This window comes from Microcoleus sp. Pol14D4 (genome assembly GCF_036701245.1).
Lineage (GTDB): Bacteria > Cyanobacteriota > Cyanobacteriia > Cyanobacteriales > Microcoleaceae > Microcoleus.
Genome location: NZ_JAUBQM010000013.1, coordinates 77,380 through 91,887, shown reverse-complemented (window position 1 = coordinate 91,887; position 14,508 = coordinate 77,380). Strand labels below are relative to the sequence as shown.

13 protein-coding genes are annotated in these 14,508 nt (G+C 45.7%); 4 read left to right on the top strand and 9 right to left on the bottom strand.

The annotated features are described in order from the left end of the window. Positions 1–156 precede the first annotated feature (156 nt). Positions 157–2,400 (top strand): CHAT domain-containing tetratricopeptide repeat protein, encoded by a 2,244-nt coding sequence (locus tag QUA33_RS08090; RefSeq protein WP_333147916.1) that lies wholly within the window; start codon positions 157–159, stop codon positions 2,398–2,400. Positions 2,401–2,612: 212 nt separating this feature from the next. On the opposite strand, the gene xseB is transcribed toward QUA33_RS08090, so the two are convergent. Further along, positions 2,613–2,840 carry an exodeoxyribonuclease VII small subunit gene (gene xseB / locus QUA33_RS08085; protein WP_333046043.1) on the bottom strand — a complete coding sequence of 76 codons (228 nt, stop codon included), beginning with the start codon at positions 2,838–2,840 and terminating at the stop codon, positions 2,613–2,615. Continuing rightward, entirely contained in the window at positions 2,837–4,006 is a 1,170-nt protein-coding gene (gene xseA / locus QUA33_RS08080) for an exodeoxyribonuclease VII large subunit (protein WP_333147914.1), read from the bottom strand. The genes xseB and xseA overlap by 4 nt, the downstream gene beginning before the upstream one ends. Before the next feature lie 236 nt (positions 4,007–4,242). Between xseA and QUA33_RS08075 the strand changes: the two genes are divergently transcribed. Further along, positions 4,243–4,998 carry a hypothetical protein gene (locus QUA33_RS08075; RefSeq protein WP_333147912.1) on the top strand — a complete coding sequence of 252 codons (756 nt, stop codon included), beginning with the start codon at positions 4,243–4,245 and terminating at the stop codon, positions 4,996–4,998. On the opposite strand, the gene gmk is transcribed toward QUA33_RS08075, so the two are convergent. From gmk to QUA33_RS08055, 4 genes are all read right to left on the bottom strand, one after another. Then, positions 4,995–5,564: a guanylate kinase gene (gene gmk, locus QUA33_RS08070; RefSeq protein WP_333098291.1), complete on the bottom strand. Its 570-nt coding sequence runs from the start codon at positions 5,562–5,564 to the stop codon at positions 4,995–4,997. The two genes, QUA33_RS08075 and gmk, sit on opposite strands and share 4 nt — an antisense overlap. A 78-nt stretch (positions 5,565–5,642) precedes the next feature. After that, the gene (remA, locus tag QUA33_RS08065; protein WP_333147910.1) at positions 5,643–5,909 is read right to left on the bottom strand and encodes an extracellular matrix/biofilm regulator RemA; all 267 of its coding nucleotides are present in this window, start codon (positions 5,907–5,909) and stop codon (positions 5,643–5,645) included. Positions 5,910–6,901: 992 nt separating this feature from the next. Continuing rightward, on the bottom strand, positions 6,902–9,004 hold the full coding sequence (locus tag QUA33_RS08060; RefSeq protein WP_333147909.1) for a M3 family metallopeptidase: 2,103 nt from the start codon (positions 9,002–9,004) through the stop codon (positions 6,902–6,904). Between the two features lie 164 nt (positions 9,005–9,168). Then, complete coding sequence (locus QUA33_RS08055) at positions 9,169–10,005, bottom strand: hypothetical protein (protein WP_333147907.1); 837 nt, start codon at positions 10,003–10,005, stop codon at positions 9,169–9,171. A 144-nt stretch (positions 10,006–10,149) separates the two neighbouring features. Between QUA33_RS08055 and QUA33_RS08050 the strand changes: the two genes are divergently transcribed. Together QUA33_RS08050 and QUA33_RS08045 are read left to right on the top strand one after the other, a co-directional pair. Beyond that, complete coding sequence (locus tag QUA33_RS08050; RefSeq protein WP_333098284.1) at positions 10,150–10,317, top strand: hypothetical protein; 168 nt, start codon at positions 10,150–10,152, stop codon at positions 10,315–10,317. 137 nt (positions 10,318–10,454) lie between these two features. Further along, complete coding sequence (locus QUA33_RS08045) at positions 10,455–10,589, top strand: hypothetical protein (protein WP_333098282.1); 135 nt, start codon at positions 10,455–10,457, stop codon at positions 10,587–10,589. A 121-nt stretch (positions 10,590–10,710) separates the two neighbouring features. On the opposite strand, the gene QUA33_RS08040 is transcribed toward QUA33_RS08045, so the two are convergent. The 3 genes from QUA33_RS08040 to QUA33_RS08030 form a co-directional block, all read right to left on the bottom strand. Continuing rightward, entirely contained in the window at positions 10,711–10,995 is a 285-nt protein-coding gene (locus tag QUA33_RS08040; protein ID WP_333147905.1) for a hypothetical protein, read from the bottom strand. A gap of 490 nt (positions 10,996–11,485) precedes the next feature. Continuing rightward, complete coding sequence (locus QUA33_RS08035) at positions 11,486–11,779, bottom strand: TIGR03792 family protein (RefSeq protein WP_333098279.1); 294 nt, start codon at positions 11,777–11,779, stop codon at positions 11,486–11,488. Between the two features lie 26 nt (positions 11,780–11,805). Beyond that, a complete protein-coding gene (locus QUA33_RS08030) occupies positions 11,806–14,016 on the bottom strand; it encodes a PAS domain S-box protein (RefSeq protein ID WP_333147903.1) in 2,211 nt (736 codons plus the stop codon). Between the last annotated feature and the right edge of the window lie 492 nt (positions 14,017–14,508).

Below are 14,508 nucleotides of genomic sequence, written 5' to 3'. Positions count from 1 at the left end.
GGCTTAACTGCTTATCAAGCTATTCAAAAAGCCCTCTCTCTTCATGGCTCCCTTTTTTCCCCTAGTTGAGCAATTACGAATATAGAAGAGGCGATCGCCTGTTATCGGGAAGCATCAGAAGTCTATACCCGCGAGGATTATCCCAAACAATGGGCATTGACTCAAAACAATTTGGGTACTGCCTATGGTGAAAGAGAAGGAGTCAGGGCAAAGAATATAGAAGATGCGATCGCCTGTTATCGGGAAGCTTTAAAAGTCTATACCCGTGAAAATTATCCCGAATATTGGGCAGGGACTCAAAACAATTTGGGGATTGCCTATAGTAACATAAGAGAAGGAGCCAGGGCGGCGAATATAGAAGAGGCGATCGCCTGTTTTCGGGAAGCATTACAAGTCCGTACCCCCGAGAATTATCCCGAACAATGGGCAGCGACTCAAAACAATTTAGGGAATGCCTATAGTGACAGAATAGAAGGAGTCAGGGCGGCGAATATAGAAAAGGCGATCGCCTGTTTTCGCTTAGCATTAGAAATTCGCACTCCTACTGCTTTCCCTTTAGACTGGTTGCAATCAGGTAGACACCTCGGCAATACCGCTTTCACTGCTGGTTTTTGGGACATCGCCTTGGAAGGATTCGAGAAAGCAATTCAAGCAGTAGAAAAAAGCAGAAGTTGGGCAACTTCCGACGATATCCGCCAGCAGATTTTAGCTGAATCTATAGGTGTTTACGAAAAGGCAATTCAAGCTTCTGTCAACAGCAACCAACTGGAAAAAGCCATAGAATACTGCGACAGAACCCGTGCTCAGCGGTTAGTCGATTTAATGCACAGCAATGATTTGTATGCTAGCGGCGAAATTCCGCCCGCCGTGCAAAAGTATTTGCAGGAATTTGAGGCGAAGCAGCGGGAAATTGACGCAGAAGTTGAACAACTCCGCAAACCTTCTGAAGGCAATAAAGAATTAGCCGGTGTGGGGAGTCAGTCGCGCAGTCGGGCAGATTTGTCTGCTTACACGGAGAAGATTCAAGAATTGGAGGGGGAGAAACTGCGAATCTGGGAAAATATTCGCAGTTTAGATCCAGTTTTAGCGGGACAAGTTCAAGTCGATCCGATGGAGTTTGCGAAGATGCAGAAACTCATTGACAATTCGCAGACGGCGATTCTCTGTTTTTATACCACGACTGATGACACTCATGTTTTTGTGATTTACAAGGATAAAGCGCCGCAGATTCACACTTGTCAGGGAGAGGGTTTGAAAAATTTTCAGAAGTGGATTTTTGAGAGTTGGTTGTCGCCTTATTTGCAGGATCGGAAAATTTGGCAACAGGGGATGGGTGAGTTTTTGTCTCAGTTATCGCAGCGGTTGAAAGTTGATGAGTTGATTGGTAATTGTTTGGATAGAATTGAGGAATTGATTGTGATTCCGCATCTGTTTTTGCATCAGATTCCCCTGGGGGCATTGCCGATTAATGGAAATGCTTTCCTCGGAGATAAATTACTGCTGCGTTATGTTCCGAGTTGCCGAATCTTGGAGTATTGCAATCAACGCCCAACCATCGAATCGCCCAAATACGGGATTGTGGAAAATGCTACGGATGACTTGTACTTCACTCGTTTTGAGTGCGAACAAATTGCCGAAATTGTGACCAAATCTGAGCGCTTAAAAGGAAGTCAAGAAGCAACAGTCGCAGCCTATCGAAACCTCGCCCAAAATGTGAATGTAATCCACTCCAGCCACCACGCTGTCTCGCGTTTGGACAATCCTTTAGAATCGCGCTTGTTTTTAGGAGACGGGAGTATCACGTTAGGGGAATTGATGACACCGGGTTGGCGCTTGCCGCAGTTATCCGATGTGTTTATGTCCTGCTGCGAAACTAATTTAGGAGGGACAGAAATTACCGATAATCTTCTTAGTTTGGGAACGGGTTTTTTGTGTGCGGGAGCTCGGAGTGTGGTCAGCACTTTGTGGGCGGTGGATGATTTTGCTACTTCGTTATTTTCAATTTTTTACTATAAGTATCGTCGGGATGGATTGAGTCGTCCAGAGGCTTTGCGACGGGCACAGGTGAGGTTGCGGACAATTTCGGGTGCGGAGTTGAAAGAGCTTTATCAACCGCAAATCGAGCCGTTGCTTCAGAGAATTATTGGGGATTTAAAGTCAAAATTGGCTGTGCTTCAAAAGAAAAAACAAAAGTTAAAATTGCGGCATAAATCCTACCACAAGGAGACGGATGAGTTTCATAAGTTGGGGGCGGAGTTGAAGAAAATAACGAAGCGGGAGAATCAGATTCAGAAACAGAAGAAAGGATATGAAAGTTTGAAACAAAATATTTACACTATGTCAAATCCTTTTGATAATTTGAGTTATTGGTCGGGGTTTATTTGTCAGGGTTTGCATTGAGTTGTGGTGTTTGATTGTGTCAACAAACACGTCAGACACACATTCCGGCGGGGGTTTCAACCCCCGCCTCATAGCGAAAGTCCTCTCAAGAGGACTCATGAATTTAACAGTCCTCTTCAGAGGACTTTCGCTATGAGACAGGGAATTAATTCCCTGTCGGACTTTCGGCAAAACGCGCTATTTCATCCACATTAATCCGAGTTTATCTCCGGTTAAAAATCGGGTTCTGCAGCTAAAAGCTCGATCGACAAATCCATCTGTTCCTTCCCCCGCGCCAAAAATCTTTCGCACTCCTGCCAACACTCCACAGCCACCCCAAACTGCTCGAAAACCTCCTCTAGAGGCAACTCTCCCGATTCCACCCGATCGATAATCGCTTCAATTCGATCGACCGTTTCCTCATAATTCCAGTCAGACTGGCGCAACTGCGAATCAATCATAACTTTTCTTCCGCATCCAATACTTCTACAATCTTAACTTTCAGTCGGCCCCGACTCAACCTCACAGTCAATTCCTCTCCCAATTCCAAACCCTCAGTTGTGCGAACGATCGTACCGTCACTTTGGATTACCGCCGCATAACCCCTTTGCAATACCGCCGCCGGATTCAGTGCTGATAACTTTTCTTGCAATACTTCCAGTTTACCAGTTGCTTGCCGCAAAGTTCGGGATGTCGCAGGCAAACGTTTTAATCGATTTTGTAACAGTTGCAAATGCTCTTCTTCTGTCTCAAATCTTTCCCGCACAGCGTTTGCTAAATTGAGCATTCTTTGCTTGTGTTCAAAGTAAAGATCTGCTAAAACGGGTACAGATTGAGCGGCCGCAGCAGTGGGAGTGTGGGCTCGTTTATCTGCTACTAAATCGGCTAGAGATTCGTCTCTTTCGTGGCCAATGCCTGTGATAATTGGAATCGCACAATTGGCGATCGCCCTGACAACTCTCTCATCATTAAAACAAGCCAAATCTTCCGCAGAACCGCCGCCGCGCGCTAAAACGATCACATCAGCCCTACCGTCCAATTCTACGCGGGCGATCGCCCTAGCAATGGCAGCAGCAGCCAATTCTCCCTGCACTCCTGTCGGCGACAGCAACACCCGCAAACCGGGATATCTTTGGGCTAGAGTGCGCTGAATGTCTCCCCAAGCAGCGCCTGTATCGGATGTCACCACGGCGACAATTTGCGGGTGTGCGGGAATCGGGCGCTTTCGGGCGGGATCGAAGAAACCCTCAGCATCCAAGCGCGATCGCAATTGCTGCAACCGCAAAGCCTGCAATCCTTCCCCAGCCGGTAGCGATTGCACAACAGTCAACTGGTACTCGCCGCGATTTTTGTAAACCCGGATGCTTCCCAAAACCAGCAACTGTTCTCCTTTTTCCGGGATTTGCACCAATTTTTGCCGCTGAGAATTCCACACCACGCAGCGAATAGCAGCGCTTTTGTCGGTGTCGCACAGAGTGAAAAAGCAGCCGCTGGGGTGGTGCGAAACGTTGGACACCTCGCCTGTCAGCCAAACTGATTGCAGGTTGCGATCGCCCTCCAACAACTCTTGCAGGTAAGATGTTAGTCCGGCAACAGATAAAGCTGTATCGGGAAGAATTGAAGTCATCCAATTTTAGATTTTAGATTTTAGATTTTAGATTTAGGCTACTATCAATGCTTCGGACAGTGTGCGATTGCTAAGGGTAAAATAAGGGTTTCAGGGCGATTGCCAAATCGACTTGCTAACGGAAAATCAAGGGTTTCCCACTAGGATCTCAAAATAGTCCGGACTATTGTAGTATATCTAAGGTAATTTATTTGTAGGCTGAGCGGGCAATCGTAAATTTAACTGCAAACAAACTCATGATATCAGATACAATCACTTCGATGAATGTGCTGCGCCAAGAGGCTGCGGCGATCGGCATTACTGAGGAAGAAGCCAGAAAATATGGCGACCTCCGACATAAAAGAACTTGGTCTTTGGCGATCGAACATCACCTCTCAATGCAAGATTTTGCCGTTGGCGAAGCCCTCGAAGAGGATCGCATAGAACAATCCTTCACAACTTCCGAACCCGATTCCTCCACCGCACTCAACCACTCTCAGACTGAGGAGTCGAAAGACTATGGTATTCAGCTAACTGCGAACCTAGGCGAATCTAGAGTAACCAAGGAGAATCAAACAGTATCTGTTGCTTCGCCACAACAGCAAGCAGTAGCAATCGGGCGATCGCACACACATTCCGACCAGCGCAGCAACCAAAACCGAGGTTTTAAACAAGTAGTTCAAAATCATATTAAAGCATTAACAATTGCATCCGCCTCCCGCACAAATCTGCCCCATTCACAACTGGGCAATTGGGTTTGCCCTGAGTGTGGGCCGGAGGGCGAATTGGATTGTTACCTTTGCGCCGGAGAAGGCAATGTAGGCGATGTTCCAGCTATTGGGTGGACGCTAGCTTATATGGAAATGTTAGGCTGTTCGGCTCGCGAAATTGAACCGTTGAGAAAAATTTCGCCTTCAGTAAATATTCTGGAATTGAATTTAAAAGTTTGTGTGGCTATCAAACAAAGTAGCGAAGTTTTAGCCAGGACGGAGAAATGGGTAATTAGCCATTAGTTAGCTGAAAGCTCAACAAAATTAAGTATTGATTCTAGCTTTTTCAAAGCAACTTCCAAATCGTCATTAACAACTTGAAAATCGAATTCCCCCGCCGCTTCAATTTCCTCTTTAGCACGCAGCAACCGACGGGCGATCGCCGTTTCGGAATCTTGACCCCGAGTCCGCAGGCGCCGTTCCAATTCTTCCCAAGAAGGAGGTAAAATAAAAATTCGCAGCGCCTGTGGAAAATTATTCCTAATTTGCCTAGCCCCTTCCAACTCAATTTCGAGAATTACCCATTTTCCCTCACCAATTCCTTGCTTGAGACCAAAATAAGGAGTACCGTAAAAATTACCGGCAAACTGGGCCCATTCGGCCAACTCTCCAGCCTCAACCATTTGTTCAAAGCGGCTGCGGCTGACAAAATAGTAGTGCTGTCCCTCAATTTCTCCCTCACGGGGCTCACGAGTTGTCACGGATACCGAAAGATACAATTCGGGATGGCGATTGAGGAGCGATCGCACTAAGGTGCCTTTCCCCACACCGCTAGGCCCCGTCAGAACAATTAATTTACCAGATTTCATCTTTAGAATAGAAACGTGTAATAATTTAAGTTTCCGCTTACTTTAGACTGTCAGCGCTCAAATTGCAACTGACAAACCTCAATCATCCCGACTTTGACTGTCTTTGCTGAGCGCAAAACGATTAGCAACCGTTTCCGGCTGAATCGCTGAGAGGATGACGTGACTCGAATCTGTAATAATTACCGCTCTCGTGCGGCGGCCGTAAGTCGCGTCAACCAGTTGTCCCCGCTCCCGCGCATCAGTAATAATCCGCTTAATTGGCGCTGACTCTGGACTGACAATGGCAATCACTCGATTAGCAGACACAATGTTACCAAAACCGATATTAATTAATTGAATATCCATGAAAATCTTAATCTATGGGTGAACGACTAACTATCAATCCTTACTTTTTATCATATATACAAATATTTTTTATTACAATCCTAAAATTAATCTCAACTAAAAAAATTAGTTGAGATTAATTTTTTACCTTTTTGACGCCGAGTACCCCGTTCTTTATCAAAAATTTAAAAAAGACTCGGTGTTGCCGCTGTATCTTAAAGATTCGGTAAACTCCTCAATTTTTAGTTGCTAATAAAAGCATTACCTGTATCGAGACAAAAGCCTATAAATGTTGCGAATTATAAAGTTAATTTCCAGGAGAGGGAAACTTAAGTATAATCATTGATCGATAACAGTAAATATTTGCAAATGCTGGTTTGATGAGATTTCCAAGCTAAACTAAAAGCTGCTGGCGATCCTCTTCGAGGACTTCGCTAACGCACTTTCTGCCCGATTTTTTACCAAAAAATTGGGGATGATGTGCTAAAATACAGATTTTTATTGCATGATGTTCTATAATAAAATGGGTTTGTAGTGAAAATTTTAGTTTTATTAATACCGATAAAAAAGTGTGGCTAAAATTATCAATTGTATAAAAAATCTGAAAACTTGCAGAGTCTCGCGCCGGACACGGCATTGCCGTTTCTCTACAGATGGTCGCAGGATTATATGTTGCCATAATTGTGAGAATTAGTATAAAAATCTGAGCAATTTAGTTTTTACTACAAACATTTTGAATTCAGCAAGATTTAGGAAGAAATGGGTTTTACGCATGAGATGAATTGCGGTTGAATGGGAATGATTAAACCGCAGAGAACACAGAGAACACAGAGTCAGAGAACAGAGAGATGAATAATTCCGATGCTACCTGATTAGATATAAATTATAGCGGTAAGACTTCATCCACACCGCACGATACGCATAAAGGAACTGCGTAAATTTTTGCCAACAAAAAACTGGGATTAATGCAGATAAATTCACCCGCATTAATCCCCAGTTATTCCACACTTAAATTAAGCTGCAACTAAACCGCTGTGTCTCAACAAAGCTTTAGTGCTCGGTTCGCGTCCCCGGAAAGTTTTAAACACTTCCATCGGGGGCAAACTGCCGCCCAATCCTAACACTGTATCTCGGAAGCGCCTACCTGTAGAGGCGATCGCACTTTCATCTTCCAAACCTGCTTCCTCAAACGCCGCAAAAGCATCAGCGCTGAGCACTTCCGCCCATTTGTAACTGTAATATCCCGCCGCATAGCCGCCCGCAAAAATATGTCCGAAAGCGCACAAAAATGCGTCTTCTTCCAGAGGAGGCAAAACTGTGGTAGTTTTAGCGATGCGGTTGCGGACATCGGCCACAGTTTCGCTGCCGCCCGATCGATAGCGGTGGTGCAGTTCTATGTCAACGCTGCTAAAATGTACTTGCCTGAGCATGACGCTGCCGCTCATGTAGTGGCGCGCTGCTAGGAGTTTTTGGTAGTAGTGTTCCGGCAAAGTTTCCCCGGTTTCGTAATGCTTTGCCATCCCGAACAAAGTCGCGCGGTCGTAACACCAATTTTCCATAAATTGACTGGGCAATTCCACCGCATCCCACTCAACATTATTGATGCCCGAAGCGCCCGGATAGTCTACCGTTGTCAGCATATGCTGCAAACCGTGACCGAATTCGTGAAACAAAGTTTCGACCTCCAAGAAAGTCATTAAACTCGGTTTGCCGTCAACAGGAGGACTTTGGTTGCACACCAAATAAGCCACCGGCAACCGTGTTGTTGTCTTTCCGGCTTCCACAAATTTAGCGCGCACCACGCACTCGTCCATCCAAGCACCGCCGCGCTTTTCCTCGGGACGGCTGTAGGGGTCTAAATAGAAATTGGCGATCGTATTTCCTGCTTCATCATCTATTTGGAAATAGCGCACATCTTTGTGCCACACAGGAGTTTGACCGTCCGCCGCAGTTACTGTCACGCCGAACAGACGCTTTACTAATCCAAATAACCCCTCTAATACCTGTGGCAAAGCAAAGTAAGGGCGCAATTCTTCGGCACTAAAAGCAAACTTTTCTTCCCGGCGCCGTTCCGACCAAAAACCTACATCCCAGTGCTTCAAATCTCCAGCTTCCGGCGCGCCTTTTTCGGCAGCAAAAGCTTTCAATTCTTCTAAATCTTTAACAGCAGCACTGTAACTAGCTAAGCGCAATTCTTCTAACAAAGCTTCCACTGCTGCAACGTCGGGAGCCATTTTGCTCGCCAAGCTCAATTCGGCATAACTGCTAAACCCGAGCAAAGCAGCTTTTTCCTGGCGCAAAGCTAAAATGCGATCGGTCAACGGCCAGTTATTCAATTCTCCGCTACTTGCTCTGCCGATAAAAGCTTTGTACAACTTTTCGCGCAAGTCGCTGCGGGTGCTGTGCTGCATGAAAGGGCCGTAACTCGGAAAGTCTAAAGTAATCCGCCAAGGGCCGTTTTCGGCATCCGCATTTTCTTCGCCCGCGCTGCGAGCGGCTTGAGCTGCTAAACTCAACAAACTCGGTGGCAAACCGTCAATTTCGTCTTTGTTTGTGAGGGTGATGCTGAATGCTTTGGTAGCGTCAAGGACGTGATTAGAAAATTGGGTAGTAATTTCGGCCAATTCTAATTGAATGGCATTAAAACGCTCTTTTTGCTCGCCTTCTAAACCGACGCCGGAGAGTTGGGCATCTCGGAGAGCGGCTTCGACAATTCGCTTTTGAGCTGACTCTAAGCTGTCCCAATTTTCGCTAGCCCGCAGCGCTTTAAAAGCTTCATAAAGTGGTTTGCTTTGACTGAGCTTGCTCCAAAATTTTACTACTTCCGGCTGCACTGTTTCGTGAGCCGATCGCAGTTCCGGGCTATTTTTCACGCCCATCAAATGTCCGACAATGCTCCAGCTCCAATTTAAACGCTCTCCGAGTCGCTGCAATGGTTCTACTAAGCCGCTCCAAGTCGGCTCTACAGACGATTCTAAGTCAGCTAGCGAGGCTTCTAGTTCGGTCAGCAGTTGGGTAACAGCGGGGACTACGTGTTCTGGTTCGATCGCGTCAAAGGTCGGCAATCCTTGACCGATTAGTAACGGGTTATCAGCAATAGTTACGGTTGCAGTCATTTAATTTTCTTGTAACAGGTTGAAAACAGGTGAACTAGACAGATTAGCTTTTCATTTTGTAACACAGTTGTCGAAAAATTTGGGTTCGATCGGGCGTGAGTCGCAGAATGTCAGAGTCGAAAAATATTCCTTCTGACTGATGACTAATGAGTGTTCACTAATTATTAATGACTGCTCTCTTGTGTGTGCTGCAACTCCTTGACAACCGAGATTAAGCGCTTGAGGTGAGGTTTGACAACTTCTTGCTGCTCGTGTTCCAAACGGTGAATTTGAGCTTGGACAATAGACAAATCCGCACTCGATTGGTGTGCCGGAGCTTGCAGTTGGCTTTGCAAATTGGCCATGACTTTCTGGATTTCCAAAAATCGAGTATTTACTACTTCCCAGTCGTCTCTGGTGATAGAAGTTTCTGCCAAGCCTTGCGTCGCGCTTTGCAGTTGCTCTATAGCCTGTTCCACAGCTTGGAGATTCGCCGATTGGCCAACCGATAAATCTTGCAGTTGTTCGCTCACCTGCTGGCGGACATCGAGTACAGCAGACGCCACGATTTCTTGCAAAGAAGCTACCGACTCTCCTAAACTCAGCAACTGCCGCTGAATATCGATCGAATCCTCAAAGCCTTCTGCCCTAGGCATTGCAGCCATTTGCTGGCGCAGCGCTGCAATATCTGCTGACAACTGCTTGCGTAATTTAACAATTACCGTCACCGCCGTTTTTTCGACTTTATTGACAGACTTTTGGACTTGAGCCATTTCCGAATTTTGATGCACCCGCACTTGCTGCTCGAACCGATACCGGTTAGCAACATTCAGCGACAAAGCCAAAGTTAGGGGAGCTACCCCGTAAAAAGCTTGACCGGACACAGCCACCGCCACGGAACCCACACCAGAGGCCGCCAGAGAGGCGTACTCCGCCAGCTCCAGCCAGTGCCTTTGAGGAAAACTTGGTCTCAAGTGGTTTGCAACAGAGGGTTTTGGCTTCCGCACGGCTCTTTGGGTCATAGTATTTGCTCGTTGTTGGTAAGGTTGCGAGATTGGGTGGAGCATCGATTTCTATCCTTTTTTCAGTTATATGTTTTAGATTATTTCTTGGCACTCTTCTATTTTTACCTTTGTGAGTAAGTTAAGGATGACTGACATATTATTATGTATTTGGGAGCCTGTGACGATCGCGCCCAATTCCGGCTGTTAAAAGGTTCGCCCCAACGCGCCCTCTATTTTACAGGAGTTAGCGCCACCGGGTTCGGGCGATCGACAATAGCTGTCCAGGCTAACCGAACAATGCCTAAGACTATTTTAGATTTTGAATTTTAGATTAAAAGTTAAAAAAAGGCGACCTACTGAGGGCGATCGTCGTTTGGAGCTTGTCGGGAGTTGCCTTTTTGTTCGCCCATTGGTATAATCTACTCTTTCTCAATTCCCCCTCTCAAATTTACTGCAAAAATTGACCGATGAACTCAGAAAAACCCGGAATTGGCGATCGGCTAAAGTCTATTTTCAGTATCGCCATCTTTATCATTCTCGTACTAGGAGTAGGCTTTTTAAGCGTGAATTTTATTTCAGCTCTCTATGCAAAATTTTCTTAAAATTAGGACTTAAGCATGAGGTTCATAAACCTAGTTTTTTTACAAAAATACTTCGTCGCAGCCAGCAGAATCGGTAAAGAACCAGGTTTCTTTGGTATTTATGCGTCCAGTATAATTTGGGTTATAACCCTTTGATATATTGTTTCAGTACAGGTGGCAAAGTGTAAAGACTTTCCTGTTTTTCGAGCAAACAGCGCCGCGATAGAGATTGCAATGCGTTTAGCAAATCTGATGATGATATTTGTCCGTTTTGTAGCAATTTTGCGAATTTGACTGGCTGGTTTTCTGTCCCCAACAAGGACATGACTTGTTTTTCTAGTTCGGAAGTGCGATCGTACTGCTGCTGTAAAAAATTTTTCAAATCTTCGGGTAACAATAGGGTATCATCTATTAATAAGTCAGTCACACCTATTCCCAACTATTGAATCAGACTCGCCACGCTTTTTAACCATAAGGGATTGCCTTGGTAGCGGTGAATGAGCGCTTCGCAGTTATCAATTTCTGTTAATCCTTTATCTCGGAGAATTTAGGCGTTGCTGATTCGGGCGTATGAATCAACTTTTGGCTTGATGTTACAAAACTCACCCTCAAGGGGGCTGATAGCAATTGGGAAATCTGAATTCCTAGCTGTATTCAGCAACGCCAAAATCCCATCTCTTTTTCTCATCACAATCTTATCCATAGCCCCCCTTCCACTGCGACGATTGTACCGAGAGCGATCGCCCATCACGCATCAAGAGCGATCGCCCGTCACACCAAATACCAAACACTGGGATGATTGTACCGAGATAGATCGCCCTTCACACCAAATACCAAGTCGATGTCTGGGGTACAATCAAGGTAAAACTTATGATTAATCTTTCAAAAATTAACACAATCAACTGACTGCTGACTCACTAATGCAAAAACTTGCGAACTTGATATTCGCGACTTTCGGCGATCGCAATTTGCAAATCGCCCATTTTGGCATCCAACTCCTCGATTGTGCTTTGTGGCACCGACTTCCACTTCTCCCTAGTTTCCCAGCGAATCAACATCACCACCTCATTTTCCACCGGATCTACCCAAATTTCTTTGCCTAAAAAACCGTCCAAACTTTTTAGTCCCTCCGTCCAAACTTCCTGATCTCGCTGAATAAACTTCTCCCACTTTTCTTGAGGTACTTTAAATTTGAGCCACTCAATTACCATCTTATTTCCTATTTGTAAATAGCTAATTAATCGTTGCAGATCGCAATTTTAATTATCAACTCCGTTCCCTCTCCCGGACGCGAAACACAGCGCAACTCACCGCCGTGCTTTTCTACTACTAAGTGCTGGGATATTGCTAGACCCAAACCTGTGCTCGTGTCTGGACATTTAGTCGTAAACAAAGGGTCAAAGATGCAGTCGAGGACTTCTTCAGTCATGCCAGGGCCATTGTCACTAATGGCGATCGCAACTTCGTTTTCCCCTACCACAAAAGTCCGAATCCGAATTTCGGGATTGAATACTTCAGCTCTCGCTCGGCCTGCAGACAACAAAGACTGACTTTGCATTTTACCATACTTTTCGGCATTTCTCCCCCCTTCTTCCAAAGCGTCGATCGCATTTGTCAACAAGTGCATGAACACTTGGTTTAAGTGTCCCGCATAGCAGTGAACTCGCGGCAAATCCCCGTACTCTTTAACTAGAGAAATCCCCGGCCGTCCCCCTTTAGCTTGCAGGCGATTTTGCAAGATCAGCAAAGTGCTGTCCAAACCCTCGTGGATATCAGCCGGCTTCATTTGGGCTTCGTCGGTACGCGAGAACAAGCGGAGCGATCGCACGACATCGCGAATCCTTTCGGAACCGATTTTCATTGAATTTAGCAGTTTTGGCAAGTCTTTTTTGATAAAGTCTAAGTCTAATTCTTCCATCAAGTCTTGAATTTCCGGCACGGGATGGGGATAATATTTTTGGTAAAGGTCGATCGATCGCAGCAGTTCTTGAATGTAGCCAGTGGCGTGGCTGACATTGCCAGAAATAAAACTAACTGGATTGTTGATTTCGTGCGCTATTCCTGCTACCAACTGCCCCAGAGATGACATCTTTTCTGTTTGAATCAGTTGAGTTTGAGTTTGCTGCAAAATTAACAGCGTCTGCTCTAATTTAGCCGCTTGTTGTCGCAGGCGTTCTTCGGATTCTTGCAAAGCTAAAAGAGACTGTTTACTTTCTGTAATATCCAATCCCACAAATACCGCCGCCGTATTGTTATGGTATTTTTGAGCCACTATTAGATAAGTTTTATTTTCTCCTCGGATGCTCGCTGTTACTTCTTGAGATGTTTTCTTTTTAGGGTTCGCAAAGAAATCGTATACTAAATCGTTAAATTTGGGACTTGTCTCTAAAAAACCTACTTTTTGACCGATAAATATTTCTGCCGGCATTTTGTAAGCGCTAGCTAAATGTCGGTTTACTCCCAAATAGCGCAAATCTGAACTTACCCAAGAAACCAATCCGGGCACCGCGTCCAAAACGGCTTGAAGTTGCTCTTTTGCCTCTACGAGCGCTGATTCTGCTGCGAGGCGAGCGGAAATGTCGCGGGCGATAGCGCAGCGGTATTCGCAGCCACCGTATTCTAAATAATTGACTTTAACTTCGACGGAAAAACTGGCGCCGTTTTTGGTTTTGTAACTGGTTTCAAAAGTGAGGTTGGTTTGCTCCTTGAGTTGAACCCAGTGTTCTCGCCAATCCGATGCTGGCAACTGCGAATCGATGTCGCTAACCCTCATATTTAGCAGTTCCGATTCCGAGTAGCCGAAAAGATGGCAAGCGGCTTTATTCGCGTAGCAAATTTGACCGTCGGAGGTAGTAAAAAAGATTGTATCAGAAGCATTTTCGAGGGCAATTTGAGTTAGTTGCGGTATTGTTTCTAACTGCTTGCTTTTGACCTCGGACTGAAATTTATTAGAGCAATTAGTTTGAGCGGGAGCCTCAGCGATCTTAGATGCAAACAACATCAAACCGCCGATCGCACCTTCGTTATTTTTCCAAGGCTGAAATACCCATCTTACCGACTCGCTGACAGAGCCGCTTGCGATTTTTCCTGATACAGATGCGATCGATCGCCCTGCCACAAACTCGCTGTATTCCAAAACACCCGCCAAACAAGCCTGGGCATTTTGCTCCCAATATTCCGGAAGATTCGGGAACAGTTCCCAATGAGATCGGCCGATCGCCTCCCCGCGGCCGATCCCGGAATCTGTTTCCCAGCGACGGGAAACCGACAGATAGCGCATTTCACAATCTACCATTGCCACGGCGTCGGCGGAGCGCTCAACAAACCGCCGAAATCTGTCTTTACTCTCGGACACGGCTGCCTCTGCGGGTTGTTGGGCGATCGGGACATTCCCGTCAACGTACCTTCCCAGTCCCTGACTTTTTTGCTGAACTGGCTTAGTTTGCACGGTTTGGGATTTCCTCCATAGCTGTCAAGTTTGAAAAACTCTGTTTTACACCAAAAATGCTGTTTTCCCCTGATTTGCTCTCTCGGACAATACCCTTAGAGGGTATCACCCATCATTGATATCATTTTTGATGGGGATATGTCTATAGGCATTGCTATCAACTTAAGGCTAAAGGTAGTGCCCGCCTGCTGTGTGACGATGAGGCACAGATCGCGCCTGCCTCTGCGAAATAGTCGGAGGCGACTGGAGTGAACTCTTGTCTCCCCCGACTATTCCGGGGCCCAAGAGGGCAGCGAGACTCGGCAAAAAATCAGAGAGACAAGGGTTTTAAGCGATTGTTTACAGCAATGATCTGTAGGTCTTCAAGAAATTTTCCCCACACTTTGAGAGTCAGAAAATTTCCTGGTGATTTTTCGGTATTTTAGACAAGTTCCCAAAAGAATGCAACTGTCTGCCCGGGATCCAAACCTTGAGCTTCATCAGTCATTCCTA